General features: G+C 45.5%; 14 protein-coding genes and 2 tRNA genes. 8 read left to right on the forward strand and 8 right to left on the reverse strand.

Translation table 11 applies throughout. The features are described 5' to 3' along the window. Positions 1 to 369: 369 nt before the first annotated feature. Positions 370 to 615: a DUF4248 domain-containing protein gene (locus tag KFO40_RS21110; protein ID WP_004297879.1), complete on the reverse strand. Its 246-nt coding sequence runs from the start codon at positions 613 to 615 to the stop codon at positions 370 to 372. Between the two features lie 295 nt (positions 616 to 910). Between KFO40_RS21110 and KFO40_RS21115 the strand changes: the two genes are divergently transcribed. Genes KFO40_RS21115 through KFO40_RS21125 form a run of 3 tightly spaced genes read left to right on the forward strand, consistent with a single transcriptional unit; the run spans position 911 to position 2,147 of the window. Next, positions 911 to 1,423: an HU family DNA-binding protein gene (locus KFO40_RS21115; RefSeq protein WP_008022053.1), complete on the forward strand. Its 513-nt coding sequence runs from the start codon at positions 911 to 913 to the stop codon at positions 1,421 to 1,423. Positions 1,424 to 1,473: 50 nt separating this feature from the next. After that, positions 1,474 to 1,998 (forward strand): N-acetylmuramoyl-L-alanine amidase, encoded by a 525-nt coding sequence (locus KFO40_RS21120; protein WP_211146774.1) that lies wholly within the window; start codon positions 1,474 to 1,476, stop codon positions 1,996 to 1,998. Positions 1,999 to 2,045: 47 nt separating this feature from the next. Then, on the forward strand, positions 2,046 to 2,147 hold the full coding sequence (locus KFO40_RS21125) for a smalltalk protein (RefSeq protein ID WP_151433306.1): 102 nt from the start codon (positions 2,046 to 2,048) through the stop codon (positions 2,145 to 2,147). A gap of 91 nt (positions 2,148 to 2,238) precedes the next feature. Here KFO40_RS21125 and KFO40_RS21130 read toward each other — a convergent pair whose 3' ends face one another. Then, positions 2,239 to 3,288: a leucine-rich repeat protein gene (locus tag KFO40_RS21130; protein WP_032811843.1), complete on the reverse strand. Its 1,050-nt coding sequence runs from the start codon at positions 3,286 to 3,288 to the stop codon at positions 2,239 to 2,241. A gap of 103 nt (positions 3,289 to 3,391) precedes the next feature. Here KFO40_RS21130 and KFO40_RS21135 point away from each other — a divergent pair, with 103 nt between their 5' ends. After that, positions 3,392 to 4,288, forward strand: a complete 897-nt coding sequence (locus KFO40_RS21135) for a CPBP family intramembrane glutamic endopeptidase (RefSeq protein ID WP_008022056.1) — start codon at positions 3,392 to 3,394, stop codon at positions 4,286 to 4,288. Here the strand turns inward: KFO40_RS21135 and KFO40_RS21140 are convergent. After that, complete coding sequence (locus KFO40_RS21140) at positions 4,260 to 6,392, reverse strand: Tex family protein (protein ID WP_211146775.1); 2,133 nt, start codon at positions 6,390 to 6,392, stop codon at positions 4,260 to 4,262. The genes KFO40_RS21135 and KFO40_RS21140 overlap by 29 nt on opposite strands. 118 nt (positions 6,393 to 6,510) lie before the next feature. On the opposite strand from KFO40_RS21140, the gene KFO40_RS21145 reads away from it, so the two are divergent. The 3 genes from KFO40_RS21145 (at position 6,511) to KFO40_RS21155 (ending at position 11,182) form a co-directional block, all read left to right on the forward strand. Beyond that, positions 6,511 to 8,445 (forward strand): sensor histidine kinase, encoded by a 1,935-nt coding sequence (locus KFO40_RS21145; RefSeq protein WP_151935351.1) that lies wholly within the window; start codon positions 6,511 to 6,513, stop codon positions 8,443 to 8,445. Beyond that, on the forward strand, positions 8,442 to 10,184 hold the full coding sequence (locus KFO40_RS21150) for a bifunctional metallophosphatase/5'-nucleotidase (RefSeq protein ID WP_151935913.1): 1,743 nt from the start codon (positions 8,442 to 8,444) through the stop codon (positions 10,182 to 10,184). Before KFO40_RS21145 ends, KFO40_RS21150 begins: the two co-directional genes overlap by 4 nt. Before the next feature lie 95 nt (positions 10,185 to 10,279). Continuing rightward, positions 10,280 to 11,182 (forward strand): helix-turn-helix domain-containing protein, encoded by a 903-nt coding sequence (locus tag KFO40_RS21155; RefSeq protein WP_008022062.1) that lies wholly within the window; start codon positions 10,280 to 10,282, stop codon positions 11,180 to 11,182. Positions 11,183 to 11,184: 2 nt separating this feature from the next. On the opposite strand, the gene KFO40_RS21160 is transcribed toward KFO40_RS21155, so the two are convergent. After that, positions 11,185 to 11,769 (reverse strand): Crp/Fnr family transcriptional regulator, encoded by a 585-nt coding sequence (locus KFO40_RS21160; protein WP_004316331.1) that lies wholly within the window; start codon positions 11,767 to 11,769, stop codon positions 11,185 to 11,187. 15 nt (positions 11,770 to 11,784) lie between these two features. On the opposite strand from KFO40_RS21160, the gene KFO40_RS21165 reads away from it, so the two are divergent. Continuing rightward, entirely contained in the window at positions 11,785 to 12,606 is an 822-nt protein-coding gene (locus KFO40_RS21165; RefSeq protein WP_134985726.1) for a DUF3845 domain-containing protein, read from the forward strand. A gap of 27 nt (positions 12,607 to 12,633) precedes the next feature. Here the strand turns inward: KFO40_RS21165 and KFO40_RS21170 are convergent. The 4 genes from KFO40_RS21170 to KFO40_RS21185 all read right to left on the reverse strand — a co-directional run bounded on the left by KFO40_RS21170 (position 12,634) and on the right by KFO40_RS21185 (position 16,265). Next, a tRNA-Glu gene (locus KFO40_RS21170) sits at positions 12,634 to 12,705 on the reverse strand. A gap of 67 nt (positions 12,706 to 12,772) precedes the next feature. After that, positions 12,773 to 12,859, reverse strand: a tRNA-Ser gene (locus KFO40_RS21175). 429 nt (positions 12,860 to 13,288) lie between these two features. Then, entirely contained in the window at positions 13,289 to 14,716 is a 1,428-nt protein-coding gene (locus tag KFO40_RS21180) for a hypothetical protein (RefSeq protein ID WP_211146776.1), read from the reverse strand. Beyond that, complete coding sequence (locus KFO40_RS21185) at positions 14,691 to 16,265, reverse strand: AAA family ATPase (protein WP_151935354.1); 1,575 nt, start codon at positions 16,263 to 16,265, stop codon at positions 14,691 to 14,693. Before KFO40_RS21185 ends, KFO40_RS21180 begins: the two co-directional genes overlap by 26 nt. Positions 16,266 to 16,294 lie beyond the last annotated feature (29 nt).

The following is a 16,294-nucleotide window of genomic DNA, read 5'->3' on the forward strand; positions in this document are numbered from 1 at the left end:
TGTTTTACAATGCTAAATTTACCGATGTTAAGAAAATGTTAAACTCATAAAATGACTTGGATAGAAACATAGAATACTAACAGCATTCAATAAGAAAACACACAGTCTGTTTGTCCTCAAGATACCATGTATTATACGGAGTCCCATCATAATGTCGACAGGGCACAGTTGCAGGGCTGGCATTATAAAACAGATATCGGACAGAATACCCCCATAACCGCTTTTGTTTTCATTATAGCTAATCTTGATTTCATTATAGCTAATTCTGATTTCATTATAGCTAATTCTGATTTCATTATAGCTAATCTCGATTTCATTATAGCTAATTTTATTTTCGTTATAGCTAATCAGCACTTGCCCTAAAGAGATTCATGGCTCATCGAGATACCTCACAATGAGCCGCACCTGCCTTGCACTATAAGCGTGGTCGTTTTTTCCTTCGCCGCCGCTATACATTGCGTCATATAATTCCTTGTTATTTCTGATCCACTCCCTCATTTTTCGCATGGCATACACCAACGGTACATACGGATTATATAAATGTGCCAGCTCCGATTTCAAATACGGACGTATGACAAACGGCTCCTCTGCTATCTCTTCTTTTTCTGCTTTCATATCTTCGGAAAATTAATTTTATCGTATTCCAAATATACGGAAAATCTCCCGCTTGTCCAAGTATATAAGTAAAATAAAATCACTCTGAATAAAAGTAAATACATTCTGAATGAAAGTAAGACAAACTAGGTCAAAGTAAGACAAAGTACGTCATTCTATCCCCTTATAATACACTACCTTTGAGGTATCGAAAGAAAAAGAAACAGAGCTCGTTCCTCTCTTCCGATATTGATTGCGGCAACCGCAATCTGTAATATTTATTTTTCAATTATTAATTCTCAATTTTTAATTTATCATGGCAATACCATTTAAAAGAATGGGTCGTAAAGACCCGAGAAAGGTTGATGGGGTGGTGAAGTATCATCCGCAACTTGTGACGCAGGGACAGAGTGTAGACCTGGATAAACTTGCTTACACGATGAAAGAGAAAAGTTCCCTGTCGTTGGGTGACATTCAGAGTGTGCTGACTAATCTCGTAGAAGCGATGCGTACGGCGCTGTTCGACGGTAAATCCGTCAATATCCATGATTTTGGTGTATTCAGCCTTTCCGCTACCACGCGGGGAGTGGACACGAAAGATGAGTGTACGATGAAGAACATCAAGACGGTGAACATCAATTTCCGTCCTTCGAGCAGTGTCCGTCCCAATCTGACGTCTACCCGTGCCGGTGAGAAAATCGAGTTTCTGGATCTCGACGCGCCCAAGAAAAAGAAAACCGATGGTGAAGATCCCGGTGATGAAGGTGGCGGAGACTCCGGTGGAGGTAGTGGAGGCGGTAGCGGTGAAGCTCCGGATCCGGCAGCTTAATTCGTAGAGTGCAGATAATGTTTACAACTGATAAGAAAAATAGTGGCACTATGATGAGAAAGATTGATTTGATCGTGATCCACTGTTCCGCCACCCGTGCCGACCGTTCTCTCACCCTGGATGACTTGGAGATGCAACACCGTCGGCGTGGATTTAACGGAACAGGTTATCACTACTACATCCGCAAGGATGGAACAGTGCACCTCACCCGACCGATTGAACGTATCGGTGCGCACGTGAAAGGATTCAATTCGAACAGTGTCGGTATCTGCTACGAAGGCGGTTTGGATGGCCACGGTTGTCCGGCAGACACGCGGACACCGGAACAACGGGCGGCACTCCGCTTACTGGTACATCAATTACTTGAGACTTTCCCCGGTAGCCGGGTGTGCGGTCATCGCGATTTAAGTCCCGACCGCAACGGAAACGGGGAGATTGAACCGGAAGAATGGATCAAGGCGTGTCCGTGTTTTGAGGTGAAAGCGGAGTTTGGGGTTACCGCTGCACGACATCTTAATTCTCGACCGGACAACAACGATATGTGTCCAACCAGACACCTAGTGCGCAGGTCATAGGAAGTAATGAATCATTTAAAGAGTTCGGAAAGGAGGTGTGTAGAGTTATGGCAAGTAAGAAATCCCTTTGGGATATGATTTTGAAAGTAGTCATCGCGGTGGCGTCAGCAGTAGCAGGCGTATTTGGAGCTAATGCGATGAGTCTGTAAGAAACAGAGGATTAGTTTATTTTAGAGAGGGTGCATAGATTTTCTATTTCACCCTCTCTATTTTTTATTACTCATAAAATAAATCGTATATTTATTTCTTATAAACCAACTTACTCGGAACTCCCTCCCCGAATAAATTATCACCCAGCGTCGTAATCTTATTTCCGGTAGCCAACACATAGCGGAGATTATCGCATCCCATAAAAGCACCGAACTCAATAGCCGTCACACTGGCCGGCAGCTCCAACGTGCCGCAAAGGCGACCGCAGTTGCTAAATACCCGCTGTCCGATAGATTTCAGATTATGAGGTAATTTCATATTTAGTAGATACTTTTTCTGTGCGAAAGTGAAGTCGGGGATAGCCGTTGCGTTCGTTCTGGAAATATCGACAGAGACGAGATTCGGCATATAATCGCGGATCAGTTTGAAGTCGGCGTTATCCAGCTTACCCTCCACGGTCAGGAAGTTGATGTCTCTGGGTTGCAGTCCCGCTTTCAGAATTTCTTCTTCCAGTTTGCCCATGGCGCCCACTTGCAGGATAGTCTCTACCGGTTCCCCCTCGATAAACGCAAAGTTCTGCCATCTGTCCTTGTAGCGGTAAGAGTCGCTGCTGCCCAGAGGGACGAAGATAGCGGTAACGCTGTCTGCCAACGCTTCCGGCAACAGGTTGGGAGCTGTCTTCTTGCGGATCTGGCAGATTTTCAGGTTCTCGCAACCTTTGAAGGCGGCATCTTCGATATTCTTTGTTTTCTCCGAAAGAATCACTTTCTCCAGCGTGGCTTTGCCTTTGGTCACTCCGTCCACCACATTCGAGAAAGCGTATGCAGGAATGAAGTTCGGCATATAAATATAGAATTTCCCGTTGGGATAAGTGCCCGCTTTTCCGCTGTACATCTTGATTTCAGCGTTCGAAATATCCAATACTTTCAGATTATCAAATTCGTCACGGAGATGGCGGAAGTCCTCCGCGTTCAGTTTTCCGGTCAGTGTGAGATGGGTGACACTGTTGGCTTCCTCTTCAGTCATCATGGAAATCAGCGTACCGGGCTTACTCACATAATACGTTTTACTCACTTGGGCGGCTGCTCCTAACGCATTAGCGGCCAATAAGAAACTTATCAATAGTAGTTTAATTTTCATAATTTTGTAGATTTGTTCTGACAAATATAGGAAAAATAGAGAATACATGATGTTTTTTTATGTTTTATATCTAATTTTGTAGCCGGATTAACAAATTGTAAAAATGGAGGCAGACAACATTGCTGGGGGCAAAGAACCCAAAAGACTTCCTGTGTGGGCTTGTATCCCGCTGTTTATTGTGATACTTTTCATCCTTCTTGGATTGTATGGTACGCTGGCCCGCGGATGTTTGTCGTTGGTGTTGGGTGTGGAAGCCCGCCATCCGGGAGTGATGGGATACATTATTCTCGAAGCCAGTATGCTACTCGCCGTTCTGACCGCTGCCATTCCTATGCTCCGCTTCGAACGCCGTCCGTTTTCTGATTTGGGGCTCTCCTTAAAAGGACACGTCAAGGGACTGTGGTATGGCTTCCTGATGGCAATCCTGCTCTATCTGTTCGGCTTCGGAATCTCGTTCGTCTTGGGAGAGATAGAAGTCACCGGTTTCCAGTTCAAGCCGTTGGATCTGCTGGGCTCGTGGGTGTTTTTCCTGCTGGTCGCCTTGTTCGAAGAAATACTGATGCGCGGTTATATCCTCGGACGCCTATTGCATACCACCATGAATAAATTCCTGGCGCTTTTCGTCTCGGCAGCGTTATTCGCCTTTATGCACATCTTTAATCCCGAAATCGCTTTCCTGCCCATGCTCAACCTGTTGCTGGCAGGTATGCTGCTGGGAGCTTCCTATCTATATACGCGGAACCTGTGTTTCCCTATCTCGCTCCATCTTTTCTGGAATTGGATTCAAGGCCCCATCCTCGGTTATCAGGTAAGCGGAAACAACTTCACCACCAGTATGCTGACTTTGCGTATGCCCGAAGAAAACGTACTGAATGGCGGAGCCTTCGGTTTTGAAGGCTCGCTCATTTGCACAGTACTTATGATTGTATTTACGATTCTGATCGTGTGGTGGGGAGAGAAAAGAGAAGCAATCAGTCTTGCGGTACCCCGATCATGCTAAGTTGAATCCGTTTCCGGTCATAATCTACATTCATCACCCTCACCATGACGTGCTGATGGATGGACACCACTTCTGTCGGGTCGGAAATGAACCGTTCCGCTAATTGAGAAAGGTGTACAAGACCGTTCTCCTTAATTCCTATATCGACAAACGCCCCGAAATTAGTGATATTGCCTACAATGCCCGGAAGAATCATCCCTTCGCGCAAATCGGCTATGGTGCGTACATTCTTGTCGAACTCGAAGACTTTGATAGCCTTGCGCGGGTCACGTCCCGGCTTGTCGAGCTCCTGCAGAATATCCTGTAAGGTAGGCAGGCCGACGGTAGGAGTGATGTAGTCGGAAATATTGATCTTCCGGCGAAGTTCCTTGTCGGCTATCAACTCGTCGATGGTGCATTTCAGGTCTTTGGCCATTTGCTCTACGATGTGGTAACTTTCCGGATGCACGGCGGTATGATCCAACGGATTTTTAGCTCCGGGGATGCGAAGAAATCCTGCGCATTGCTCAAAGGCTTTGGCGCCCATGCGCGGCACTTTCATCAGTTCTTTTCGCGAACCGAAAGCTCCGTTCTCTGCCCGGTAATTGACAATGTTCTGTGCCAGTTGGGGGCCCAGACCGGATATATAAGTGAGCAGATGACTGCTTGCCGTATTCAGATTTACCCCGACCAGGTTCACGCAATTCTCTACCGTCTGATCGAGTGCTTTCTTCAGCTTCGTCTGGTCTACATCGTGCTGATATTGGCCCACGCCGATAGACTTGGGATCTATCTTCACCAACTCTGCCAGCGGATCCATCAGGCGGCGTCCGATGGAGACTGCCCCACGCACCGTTACGTCGTAATCCGGAAACTCGTCACGAGCAATTTTGGAAGCTGAATAAATGGAAGCCCCCTGCTCGCTGACTACAAACACGGGTATCTGACGGTCGAAACTCTGACTGTTGATGAAATCTTCCGTCTCCCGGCTTGCCGTTCCGTTGCCGATGGAGATGGCTTCTATCTGGTAGGCCTCAATCATCTTGCGAAGTTTCGAAGCAGCCTCGCCGGTCTTGTTGACCGGAGGATGCGGATAGATATTCTCATTATGCAACAGATTGCCTTGCGCGTCGAGACAAACCACCTTACATCCGGTACGGAATCCGGGGTCGATGGCGAGCACCCGTTTTTGTCCCAATGGCGGAGCGAGAAGAAGTTGGCGGAGGTTTTCGGTGAATACGCGAATTGCCTCATCGTCGGCTTTCTCTTTGGATTGGGCGGCAAATTCTGTTTCAATGGAAGGCTTGAGCAACCGTTTGTAAGCATCCGTCGTAGCTTCGCCCACTTGCCGGCTACATTCGTTGTTGCCACGTACGAATTGGCGTTCCAAACGTTCGATGCAGGCCTCGTCGTCGGGATTGATAGACACTTTCAGCAACCCTTCCGACTCTGCCCGGCGGATGGCGAGCAGACGGTGGGACGTGCAACGTTTCAGTGGCTCGGAGAAATCGAAATAATCGCGGTATTTCGCTGCTTCTTCCTCTTTTCCTTTGACTAGTTTGGCCGTAATCTCTGCCTGGCGCCCGAACTGGTTACGTACCGCGTTGCGGGCACGCTCGTCTTCGTTCACCTGCTCCGCGATAATGTCACGCGCACCTTTCAGTGCGTCGTCCACATCTTTCACTTCACCTTTTACAAAGGAAGCGGCTTTGGCGCTAAGGTTGTTTTCCCGTTGCAACAGCAGGATGGTGGCAAGCGGCTCCAGTCCTTTCTGGCGGGCCACTTCGGCACGTGTCTTCCGTTTGGGTTTGTAAGGGAGGTATATATCTTCCAGTTCCGTCGGGTTCCAGGTGTCGTTGATGCGTTTCTCCAGTTCGGCAGTCAGTTTGCCCTGTTCGGTGATGGTGCCGAGAATCGTTTCTTTCCGTTTGGCTATGTCGCACAACTTATCGTGTTGCTCTTTGATCTGCTCTATCTGCACCTCATCCAGCCCGCCAGTGGCTTCTTTGCGGTATCGGCTGATGAAAGGAATCGTAGCACCTTCGCCCAAAAGATGGAGCGTGCTGCTTATTTGTCTTTCCGGTATGCCCAGAAATCCGGAAATCATCTTGTGAAATAATTCCATAATTTGTATTTTTTGACAGTAAATGAGCGACAAAAATACATATAAATCTGTTAAACCCGACAAGTTTTACTATATTTGCAACTCAATTAATGAATTAACACATCAAAACTGCATTATTATGCTGGGACGTCTTGGATATTTTTTTATCTGTTTTCTTTGGCTCCTGCAGTCATCGAAGGTCTTGGCTGTCTCTAACGATAAGAAACCTATTCTGATTATCTGTTCTTATAATCCGGCAGCGCACCAAACATCGGTCACTATTTCCGATTATATGGATGAATATAGTAAGTTGGGAGGACAGCGCGACATCATCATCGAGAATATGAACTGTAAAAGCTTCTCGGAAGCTCCGCTATGGAGCAAAATGATGACACAGATTCTTGCTAAATACCAGGGGGAAAAGCATCCGGCGCAGATTATTTTGTTAGGTCAGGAAGCATGGGCCGCTTATTTGTCGCAGCGGGATGAAATGCAGGTGAAAGTGCCCGTGATGTGCAGTCTGGCCAGTAGCAACGTGGTGATATTGCCGGAAGATACCGTGGGAAGCCTGGATAGCTGGATGCCCGAATCTGTCGATCTCTTCGATGACCATCTGAATATCCCCGAACTCAAATCGGGATTTATCAACCAATATGATATAGAGGGTAATATTCAGATGATTCAAGCCTTCTATCCGAAAACGAAACACATTGCCTTTATTTCGGACAACACGTATGGCGGAGTGACCATGCAAGCATTGGTGCGAAAAGAAATGAAGAAATTCCTCGACCTGGATTTGATTCTGATGGATGGACGGAAACATTCTATTTATACCATCGTTGAGGAGTTGAGGCAACTGCCCGAAAACACGGTGATCCTGGTGGGAACATGGCGGGTGGATATGAACGAGGGGTATTTCATGAGAAATGCTACGTATGCCATGATGGAAGTTACCCCTACCATTCCGACTTTTACCCCTTCATCGGTGAGTCTCGGTCATTGGGCGATAGGAGGGGTGTTGCCCGACTACCGGAAAGTGGGTGGAGAAATGGCTATGGAGTCTGTACGGATGGATACGCACCCGCAGGATACGGCGAAACATCTTTCGGTAATCGGCTGCAAAGCGGTATTGGATAGCCGGAAGGTGAAGGAATGGGGGCTGGACCCGGCGGTATTGCCTTTTAAAGTGCAGCTTGTCAACCAGCCGGTTTCGTTCTATCAGCAATATACTTATCAGATATGGTCTGCCTGTGCTTTGTTTGTGATTCTGGTGCTCGGCTTGTGCATCTCTCTCTTCTATTATTTCCGTACGAAACGCCTGAAGGATGAGCTGCTGAAATCGGAGAAGGACTTGCGCGTAGCAAAAGACAGGGCGGAAGAGTCTAATCGTCTGAAGAGTGCTTTCCTTGCCAATATGAGCCATGAGATACGGACACCGTTGAATTCGATTGTAGGATTCTCGGATGTATTGGCCGTTGGCGGTAGCACGGAGGAGGAACAGCAGTCTTATTATCAGATTATCAAAACCAATTCGGATTTGTTGCTTCGACTGATTAACGATATTCTCGACCTTTCACGTCTGGAGGCCAACCGGGTGACGCTGACTTGGGAGGAATGTGATGTGGTGCAGTTGTGCAGCCAGGTGGTGGCGTCTGTTAGTTTTTCGCGGCAGTCGTCGGAAAACCAGTTCTTGTTTACCACTTCTTTCGAATCTTTCCGGATGGTGACGGATGTGCAGCGTATGCAGCAAGTGATGATTAACCTGCTGTCCAACGCCAACAAGTTTACGAAATGCGGTAAGATCACATTGGACTTTTCTGTGAACGAGGAAACGCAAATGGCTGTCTTCTCGGTGACGGACACCGGATGCGGCATCCCGAAAGAAAAACAGGGACTTGTGTTCGAGCGTTTTGAGAAACTGAATGAATATGCCCAGGGTACCGGACTGGGATTGTCTATCTGTAAATTGATTGTGCACAAATGGAAAGGAAGTATATGGATCGACCCTGACTATACCGGTGGGGCGCGGTTTGTATTCTCTCATCCGTTAAATCTAAATATAGAAAAAGAATGAAACGAATCGTATTAATTTATGGCTTGCTTCTCTGCCTCGCTCTGTCTGTTGCGGCGCAGGAAAAGGTGGTGAAACTGAAGATTGTAGAAACAAGTGATGTACATGGCAATTATTATCCTTATAATTTTATAACCCGCCACGAGTGGAAGGGGAGTCTCGCACGGGTTTATTCTTTCGTGCAGAAAGAGCGCGAACAATATAAGGAGAATCTGATATTGCTGGATAACGGCGATATTTTGCAGGGACAGCCCACTGCCTATTACTATAATTATATAGATACGGTGTCTCCCCATCTTTGCTCGGAAATGATGAATTACATGAAGTATGATGCCGGCAACATGGGTAACCATGACGTGGAAACGGGACGTGCCGTTTTCGACCGTTGGATCACCACTTGTGACTTCCCAGTGTTGGGTGCCAACATCATAGATACATCTACGGGACAGCCCCATCTGGTTCCTTACAAAGTGTTGGAACGTGATGGCGTGAAGATCGTGGTATTGGGAATGATTACCCCTGCCATCCCTGCATGGCTCTCCGAAAATCTGTGGAAAGGATTGCGTTTCGACGATATGGAAGAGACGGCACGCAAATGGATGAAGGTTATCCGTGAAAAAGAGAACCCGGATTTGGTGGTCGGCTTGTTCCATGCCGGACAGGAGGCTTTCAAAATGTCGGGCAAATACAACGAGAACGCTTCTCTCAACGTAGCGAAGAATGTGCCGGGATTCGATATCGTATTGATGGGGCACGATCATTCCCGCGAATGTAAGAAGGTGATGAATGTTGCCGGAGACTCGGTGTTGATTATCGATCCGGCCAGCAATGGGATTGTTTTGTCTAATGTAGATGTGACCTTGAAACTGAAAGATGGAAAGGTGCAGAGCAAGGACATCAAGGGTGTCTTGACGGAAACGGAGGCTTACGGAATCAGCGAGGACTTTATGAAGCGTTTTGCCCCGCAATATGAAACGGTGCAGAAGTTCGTTTCGAAGAAGATCGGCACTTTTACCGAAAGTATCTCCACTCATTCTGCTTTCTTCGGCCCTTCTGCCTTTATCGACCTGATACATACCTTGCAGCTCGACATCACCGGTGCCGACATCTCGTTTGCCGCTCCGCTTTCGTTTGACTCGGAAATAAAGAAGGGGGATGTATTTGTAAGTGATATGTTCAATTTATATAAGTATGAGAACATGCTGTATGTGATGACTCTGTCCGGAAAGGAGATTAAGGATTTCTTGGAGATGTCTTATTATATGTGGACGAACCGGATGAAATCGCCGGAGGATCATCTGCTCTGGTTCAAGGAGAAGCGTCGTGAAGGTGCGGAGGATAGAGCGTCTTTCCAGAATTATAGCTTTAATTTCGATTCGGCTTCGGGCATTATTTATACGGTGGATGTCACTAAACCGCAGGGCGAGAAGATAACGATCACAAGCATGGCTGATGGTTCTCCTTTCCGCATGGATAAGATATATAAGGTGGCCTTGAATTCTTACCGTGGCAATGGTGGCGGAGAATTGTTGACGAAAGGGTCGGGCATCCCGCAGGAGAAGTTGAAAGACCGCATTATTTTCTCTACGGATAAGGATCTCCGTTTCTACCTGATGAATTACATTGAGGAGAAAGGAACGATGGACCCGAAAGCGCTCAATCAGTGGAAGTTTGTCCCGGAAAAGTGGACAGTGCCGGCTGCCAAACGTGATTATGAATATCTGTTCCGGTCTGTTCGATAAGTATCTAAAAGTGTTCATTATGTCCGATAATGCTCCCGATTGGCTTGTATATCTGATTAAATGCTGGTATATTTGTCGCCAAAAAAAGAGAGAGTATGGATATTCAAAGTGTTCCGAAAGTAGGTATTTCTTCGGTAGTTCATTCTAAACATATAGATGCCGACAACATTGATGTTGTTGATAATGATATAGCGCTTTTCGATACGGAGAGCGTTATATCGTTGTATAACGGGCCTACCAAACTGGAAGTGTTGACGGTGGGGCTTTGTCTGGAGGGTACCGGTACTTTTAAGATCAGTCTGCGTGAATTTCAATTGTGTCCCGGATTGATGGTGATAGCACTGCCTAATCAGATTATCGAGCAGCGGTATTTCAGTCACGATTTTAAAGGCATTTTCTTTGCTGTGTCGAAGAACTTGCTGGAGACGTTGCCTAAGATCGGAAATGTGCTTTCTTTGTTTTTTTATCTGAAAGATTATCCGTGTTTCGACCTCACTCCGCACGAGCAGGAGGTGGTGAAGGAGTATCACGCGTTTATCAGGAAACGGTTGAGGAATAAGGAGGCTTTATACCGTAGGGAAGTGGTAATGGGACTGATGCAGGGGTTCTTTTTCGAGCTTTGCACTATTTTCACTAATCATGCACCCGCAAACGCTACTACGATGAAGAATAAAAGCCGGAAAGAGTATATCTTCGAACGCTTTTATGAGTCTCTGGTGGAGTCTTACCAGTCTGAACGCAGCGTAAAATACTATGCCGACCAACTGTGTCTGACGCCGAAACATCTTTCGGGAGTAGTGAAAGAAGTCAGCGGAAAAACGGTAGGGGAGTGGATTGACGAGTTGGTGATTCTGGAAGCGAAAGCCCTCCTGAATTCTTCAAGTATGAACATACAGGAGATTGCCGACCGGCTGAATTTTGCAAACCAGTCTTTCTTTGGGAAATATTTCAAGCATTACACCGGTATGTCTCCAAAAGAATACCGGAAAAGCCGCTAAAATCATAGAACACCGGAGCGTACACGGCTTAGTGTCTCCGGTGTCATCAGAAGATAGGAAGCGATGTGTGCCAGAGGCGCGCGTTTGATGATTTCCGGATGTGTTTCGAGCAGGAGGTTATAACGTTCGCGAGCGGATTCGAAACGCCAGGAGTCTGCTTTAACCTGTGATACAATTAAAGAGTATTCCAATATCTTTTGATAGAACATGTTGATTTCCCAGTTCTCCCTCGCTAATTTTTGTATCATGTCGCGGGGGAATAAGTAAATAATGGAAGGTTCAAGAGTTTCTACGATTAGCCGGGTGGGTACTTGTTTCAGAAAACTTTCAATGCACATCACGATACATCCTTCGTATGAGAAATGTTCGGTCACGTCTTTCCCGTTTTTGTAATAGTACTGCCTAAGCATGCCTTTTCCTACAAAAACAAGTTCGTGGGCTACTTCTCCTTCGTTGAGCGCTATGGCTCCTTTGGGAAATTCTTCACGAATCAGTATGCTTTCTATCTGCCGTCTTCCTTCTATACTCATCTCCGGAAAGCGGGAATTGACAACAGCATTTACAGTCTCTCTTAATAGTGTATCCATGTCTTTTCTGTCTTGATGTGTGCAAAAATACTAAAAACGGTTGACATAAATCAAGGGTGGTATAAAAAAGATGTATCTTTGTCCGCAAAATCAAGAAGTAAGGTGATTATGAATAAGATAATAGGCTTGGCAGTGTTGCTGTTTTTTTTGAGTGGTTGCGTTAGGGATAATGATGCTATTTATTATCCGGTTGGCAACGTGGATGTGGAAAGAGGCGGTCCGGCTTTGGAGGCAGGAAAGGGAGATTTGATAGCCCGAAGTTATAATACCGAAGATTATGTGTTGGACACGCTTGCGCAATATCCGGGTGACCCGACTCTCGGTAAACTGACATTTATGATTAACCTGAAAAATCAGTCGGCGGATCAGGAAGTAGATGGATTTAATGGCGTCGGCCGGTCTAAACTAACGATGAGCCTTGGATATAAAGACGGTAACTATCCGGTAGAAAGTCAAGTCCCTGTTTATACCTCGTCTGATGTGACTGCCAGTTATGCAATCAAACTCCGCTTGAAAGGGGAATTGACCTTGACGGGAGACGAATGGATGATTGACTATGTGTATGCCCAATTAGCGGGCTTATTCCAGCCTTATCCGCCTACGTCTTTCCCGGAAGTGTTTATGTGTAAAGGAGGTGAGCAACCATTCGCTACTTTCGATTCTTTCCGTAGAACCTGGACGTTTGATATAACCTATGATCGTTCCAACCTTTCTTTCAGCCAACTGTATTTCAACTTGTTCGTAAACCTGGCCGGGCAGAAGAGGGAAGAAAGAGTCCGGTTGAGAATGGATAAAGAATCTTACTTTGAGATCTATAAAGAAAAAGAGGAAATGTAGTTTAACTGCATTTCCTCTTTTTCTTTGTAGTGGGTACGAGAATCGAACTCGTATTACATGCGTGAGAGGCATGTGTCCTAACCGTTAGACGAACCCACCGGAGTTTGATAGATTAAAAAGAGCCAAGTCTTTAAAACTTAGCTCTTTTTTATATTGAGATTTTTTGCGGAAGCTGGGGGATTCGAACCCCCGGTACCCTTACGAGTACGTCAGTTTAGCAAACTGGTGGTTTCAGCCACTCACCCAAACTTCCTTGAACCCGCATTCTCTCTCAAATGCGGTGCAAATATAGGGGGAACTTTTGGACTACGCAAATCTTTTAGCAAGATTTTTTTTACCTATTTTTTGTAAAATGAGATAACCTGCTATGTTTCAAATGTTAAACGGAAGAATTTTTTTTCGAAAGCTTTTAATTTTTATCGATGGAATGGGAACTTGAAACATATTGACGCTATCCGCTTATTATAGTGACGGTATCTTCATGGGATAGGGTAAACATCCGGATGGGATAGTGACAGTATATTTGACGTAAGAAAAGGACATAAAAAAAGGCTATCTATCCCAGACAGCCAATCTTTTTGTTAACCTTAAATCTAATACTATGAAAAACACAGTACAAATATACGGACTTCTGTCAACTTTGCAAATAAAACAAGAAAAAAGAGATGTTTTATAACATTGATTAAATATTTGATTCCTCGATTCTATTTTTATTAAGACTTTCGGCGTTTTGAATGCTATATTCCCAATATTTATCACATAATTTCAGATAGCTGGTCTCGGCACTCTTGCCACCTAAAGAAATAGCGTACATCTTTGTCTGTTTCGCTTTTGCGTGTTCGATGGTCCGGGATAGTAGTTGATCGACAGGACGCATCTCAAAGTCCGATACGGTGATAATGTCCGCTTCCATATATCCTTCTTCGCTGATCTTTCGCAAAGCATGCGTGATGACAGGTTCCATATCGGTTCCGCCATGAAAGGATTGGCATAAGAAATCGACCAGGCGATCGAAACTGCTGCCTAAGTCTGTGATTTCAATGCACTCGATATCATCGGAAAACAGGATGACGTAACATTTTCGATGTTGCACTTCCGTCAGTTCGGCAATGGCAAGTAGGGTGGATTTCGCGATTCTTTCCCGTTCGCCTGCCATGGAACCGGAAGTGTCCAGACAAACAATGAAAGGGCCTTCGGCTTCTTCGGAAACTTCGTTCCCTATTGTTTTCTTGTCGTTGATGGTTTGCTTTTCGTGTGATTGATAGTCGATGACTTGCAATCTCTTCTCAATGAAACGCTCAAAGAAAATGGGTTGCAGACTTTTTTCGGCCAGATAGCAATATTCCAAGGGAAGAAGGCTGTTTAAGTCGTTTCCTTCGCAAATACCTGTAATATCGCTTCGGGTGGCATGAGATATAATTTGTTCCCGATGAATACCGGCAGTCATTTTGAAACGTTTCCGGCTGCTTTGGTGTTTCTTGCCCAAGATTTCTACCAGTTCACGGATAACGGGATTTCGTTTGATCGTTTCTTCGTATTCTAAAATCTGTTCTGCTATCTGTTTATGGTTGCGGAGTAACCAGACGAGGCGTGAGCCGCCACGCACCGGAAGGTTTTTGGCAAGTGATAGCTGAAGACGGTAGAAATCATCACAAAGCCGCTCGATATGTTCCATCTGATAGTTGAACTCGTTGTTCGAGAGCAGTGTGTGCCATTTGTCGAAGAAGAGAGTCCGCAACGCTTTCCATTCTTTAGAGCGTGGGCTGATTGCGTCAAAACGCTGGAGGTAGTATTTTACGTTGAGGTCTACCAGGTGATATTTCATTGAGAACGTGTAGGCGCTGTTTTTCAGGAATTGGAGAAACTTGGTGTCGGATGCTTCATCCATTTCATGAAAGTATTCCCATTGCGACGCGTAGTGGGAGTAGAAATCTTGCAGGGAGGGTTGCGTGTGACGAAAATACCGGTGAATATCCGCATCCAGTTCTTCGGGACGGATAATCAGGTTGTGCAGTTGTTCGTCGTACACATCGTAGGCTATTTCCTGCAATTTTTCGTAATAAATGTCTTGCAGGTGTTTGAGCCTAATACTCTCTGTTCTCTTGTTCATGGGCATGAGCGATGATGCGGAGTTCGTTCCGGTAATTCTCTATGATATGTGCAGTCTCTCCTAAAATTCGTTTGATCTTGCTTTTTTGCGATGAGCTTAAGAAGAGATGCTCTTTTGTATATGCTGTTTCCCGTTCGGAGATTGTTTTATATTCCACTTCCATTTGATGCAGCAAGTCGATCACTTCCTGCAATGTAAATTCGAACGGAGTGTTGCCATCCTGTTGTGCAGGCAAAGGACTACAATTGTCATAACATAGTAACGGATATTCCTGATTGTTGACGAAAACTGACCGTCTTCCTTTTCGGAGGGAATAGATATTCTTTTGCGCGATATTTCTGTTCTTTACAAAATCGTAGGCTTTCAGGATTTTGTTGACCGGACGGAATTTATCCTGTTGGATATAAAATAGCCGGTTGCTGTCTTTCTTCAAAGACTGGTAATCGGAAGCAAAAATGAGTAGATTTCCGGCAATGTGATAACCTTCTATGCGATGATAGAAGGTGTCTACGACTTGGATTCCCGGATCGCTAAGTTCACGTAGGCTGTGTTCGGACTTCATGTTTTCTTTCAGTGTGTCCAGTTTTTGCTCCAGTCGTTTTTCTCCTAACAGATAGGTGTTGATGCCTCGTGCTATCGACTGTTCTACAATCTCTTCGATAATGGGGAGCTGCGAAATCTCATCCCATAGGCAGGCGCTCATCAACAGGCAGTCGGAGAAATGAATTCCCGGAGATTCATTCAGATAGGCTGATGTGCGGAGCAGACCTACTATTTTCTTCCAGCGGCGGTCGGATACATAGATGGGAGGGGTGTTTTCATCCCGTCCTGTATTATATTGTTCAATTTCTCGTTTGATATTGTGAATCAGCTCGAAGATGGTATAGTGAATACCTACTTTTTCGCTTTCAGCTTGTATTTGATTGTATAATTCATCGTTCACCTGGAGCTTTTCAGGGATTTCAGGTTCTATTTCCCGCGTAGAAGAAATCATCTGATCGAACGCATATTCCTGTTCGATACATCCGACAAACTGACGGATCAGGAAACGGTCGTATAAGGCTTCCAGTCCTTCACCTTTTGCCGGCAGTTCGTTGGAAGCGGCAATTAATGCTTTCAGGGGTACACGCACCGTAAATTGTCCGTTGCGGTATATCTTTTCATTGATTACCGTCAAAAGGGAATTTTGGATAGCAGGGCCGGCCTTCCATATTTCATCCAGAAAGACGATTGATGCTGTCGGCAGGTATCCTTTTGTGATGCGTTCGTACGTATCTTCATCCTTCAATTTTGAAATGGAGACGGGGCCGAATATTTCGTCCGGTGTACTGAAGCGGGACATCAGATACTCAAAAGCATCTGCGCCTTTAAATGCCAGTTTTAGCCTGCGTGCTACCAAACTTTTAGCTACTCCCGGAGGGCCCAGCAGAAAGATACTTTCCCCTGCCATGGCGGATAGCAGAGACAGTGCGATGGTATGCTCTTTTTCGAATACTCCCTCATTGAGAGACTTCAATAATTGGGTGATATGTGATTTGATAGACTTCATGCGACGGATAATTTCATGTGTTGTTAGCA

It is taken from the genome of Bacteroides sp. 1001302B_160321_D4, assembly GCF_015667765.1.
GTDB classification, from domain to species: Bacteria; Bacteroidota; Bacteroidia; order Bacteroidales; family Bacteroidaceae; genus Bacteroides; species Bacteroides xylanisolvens.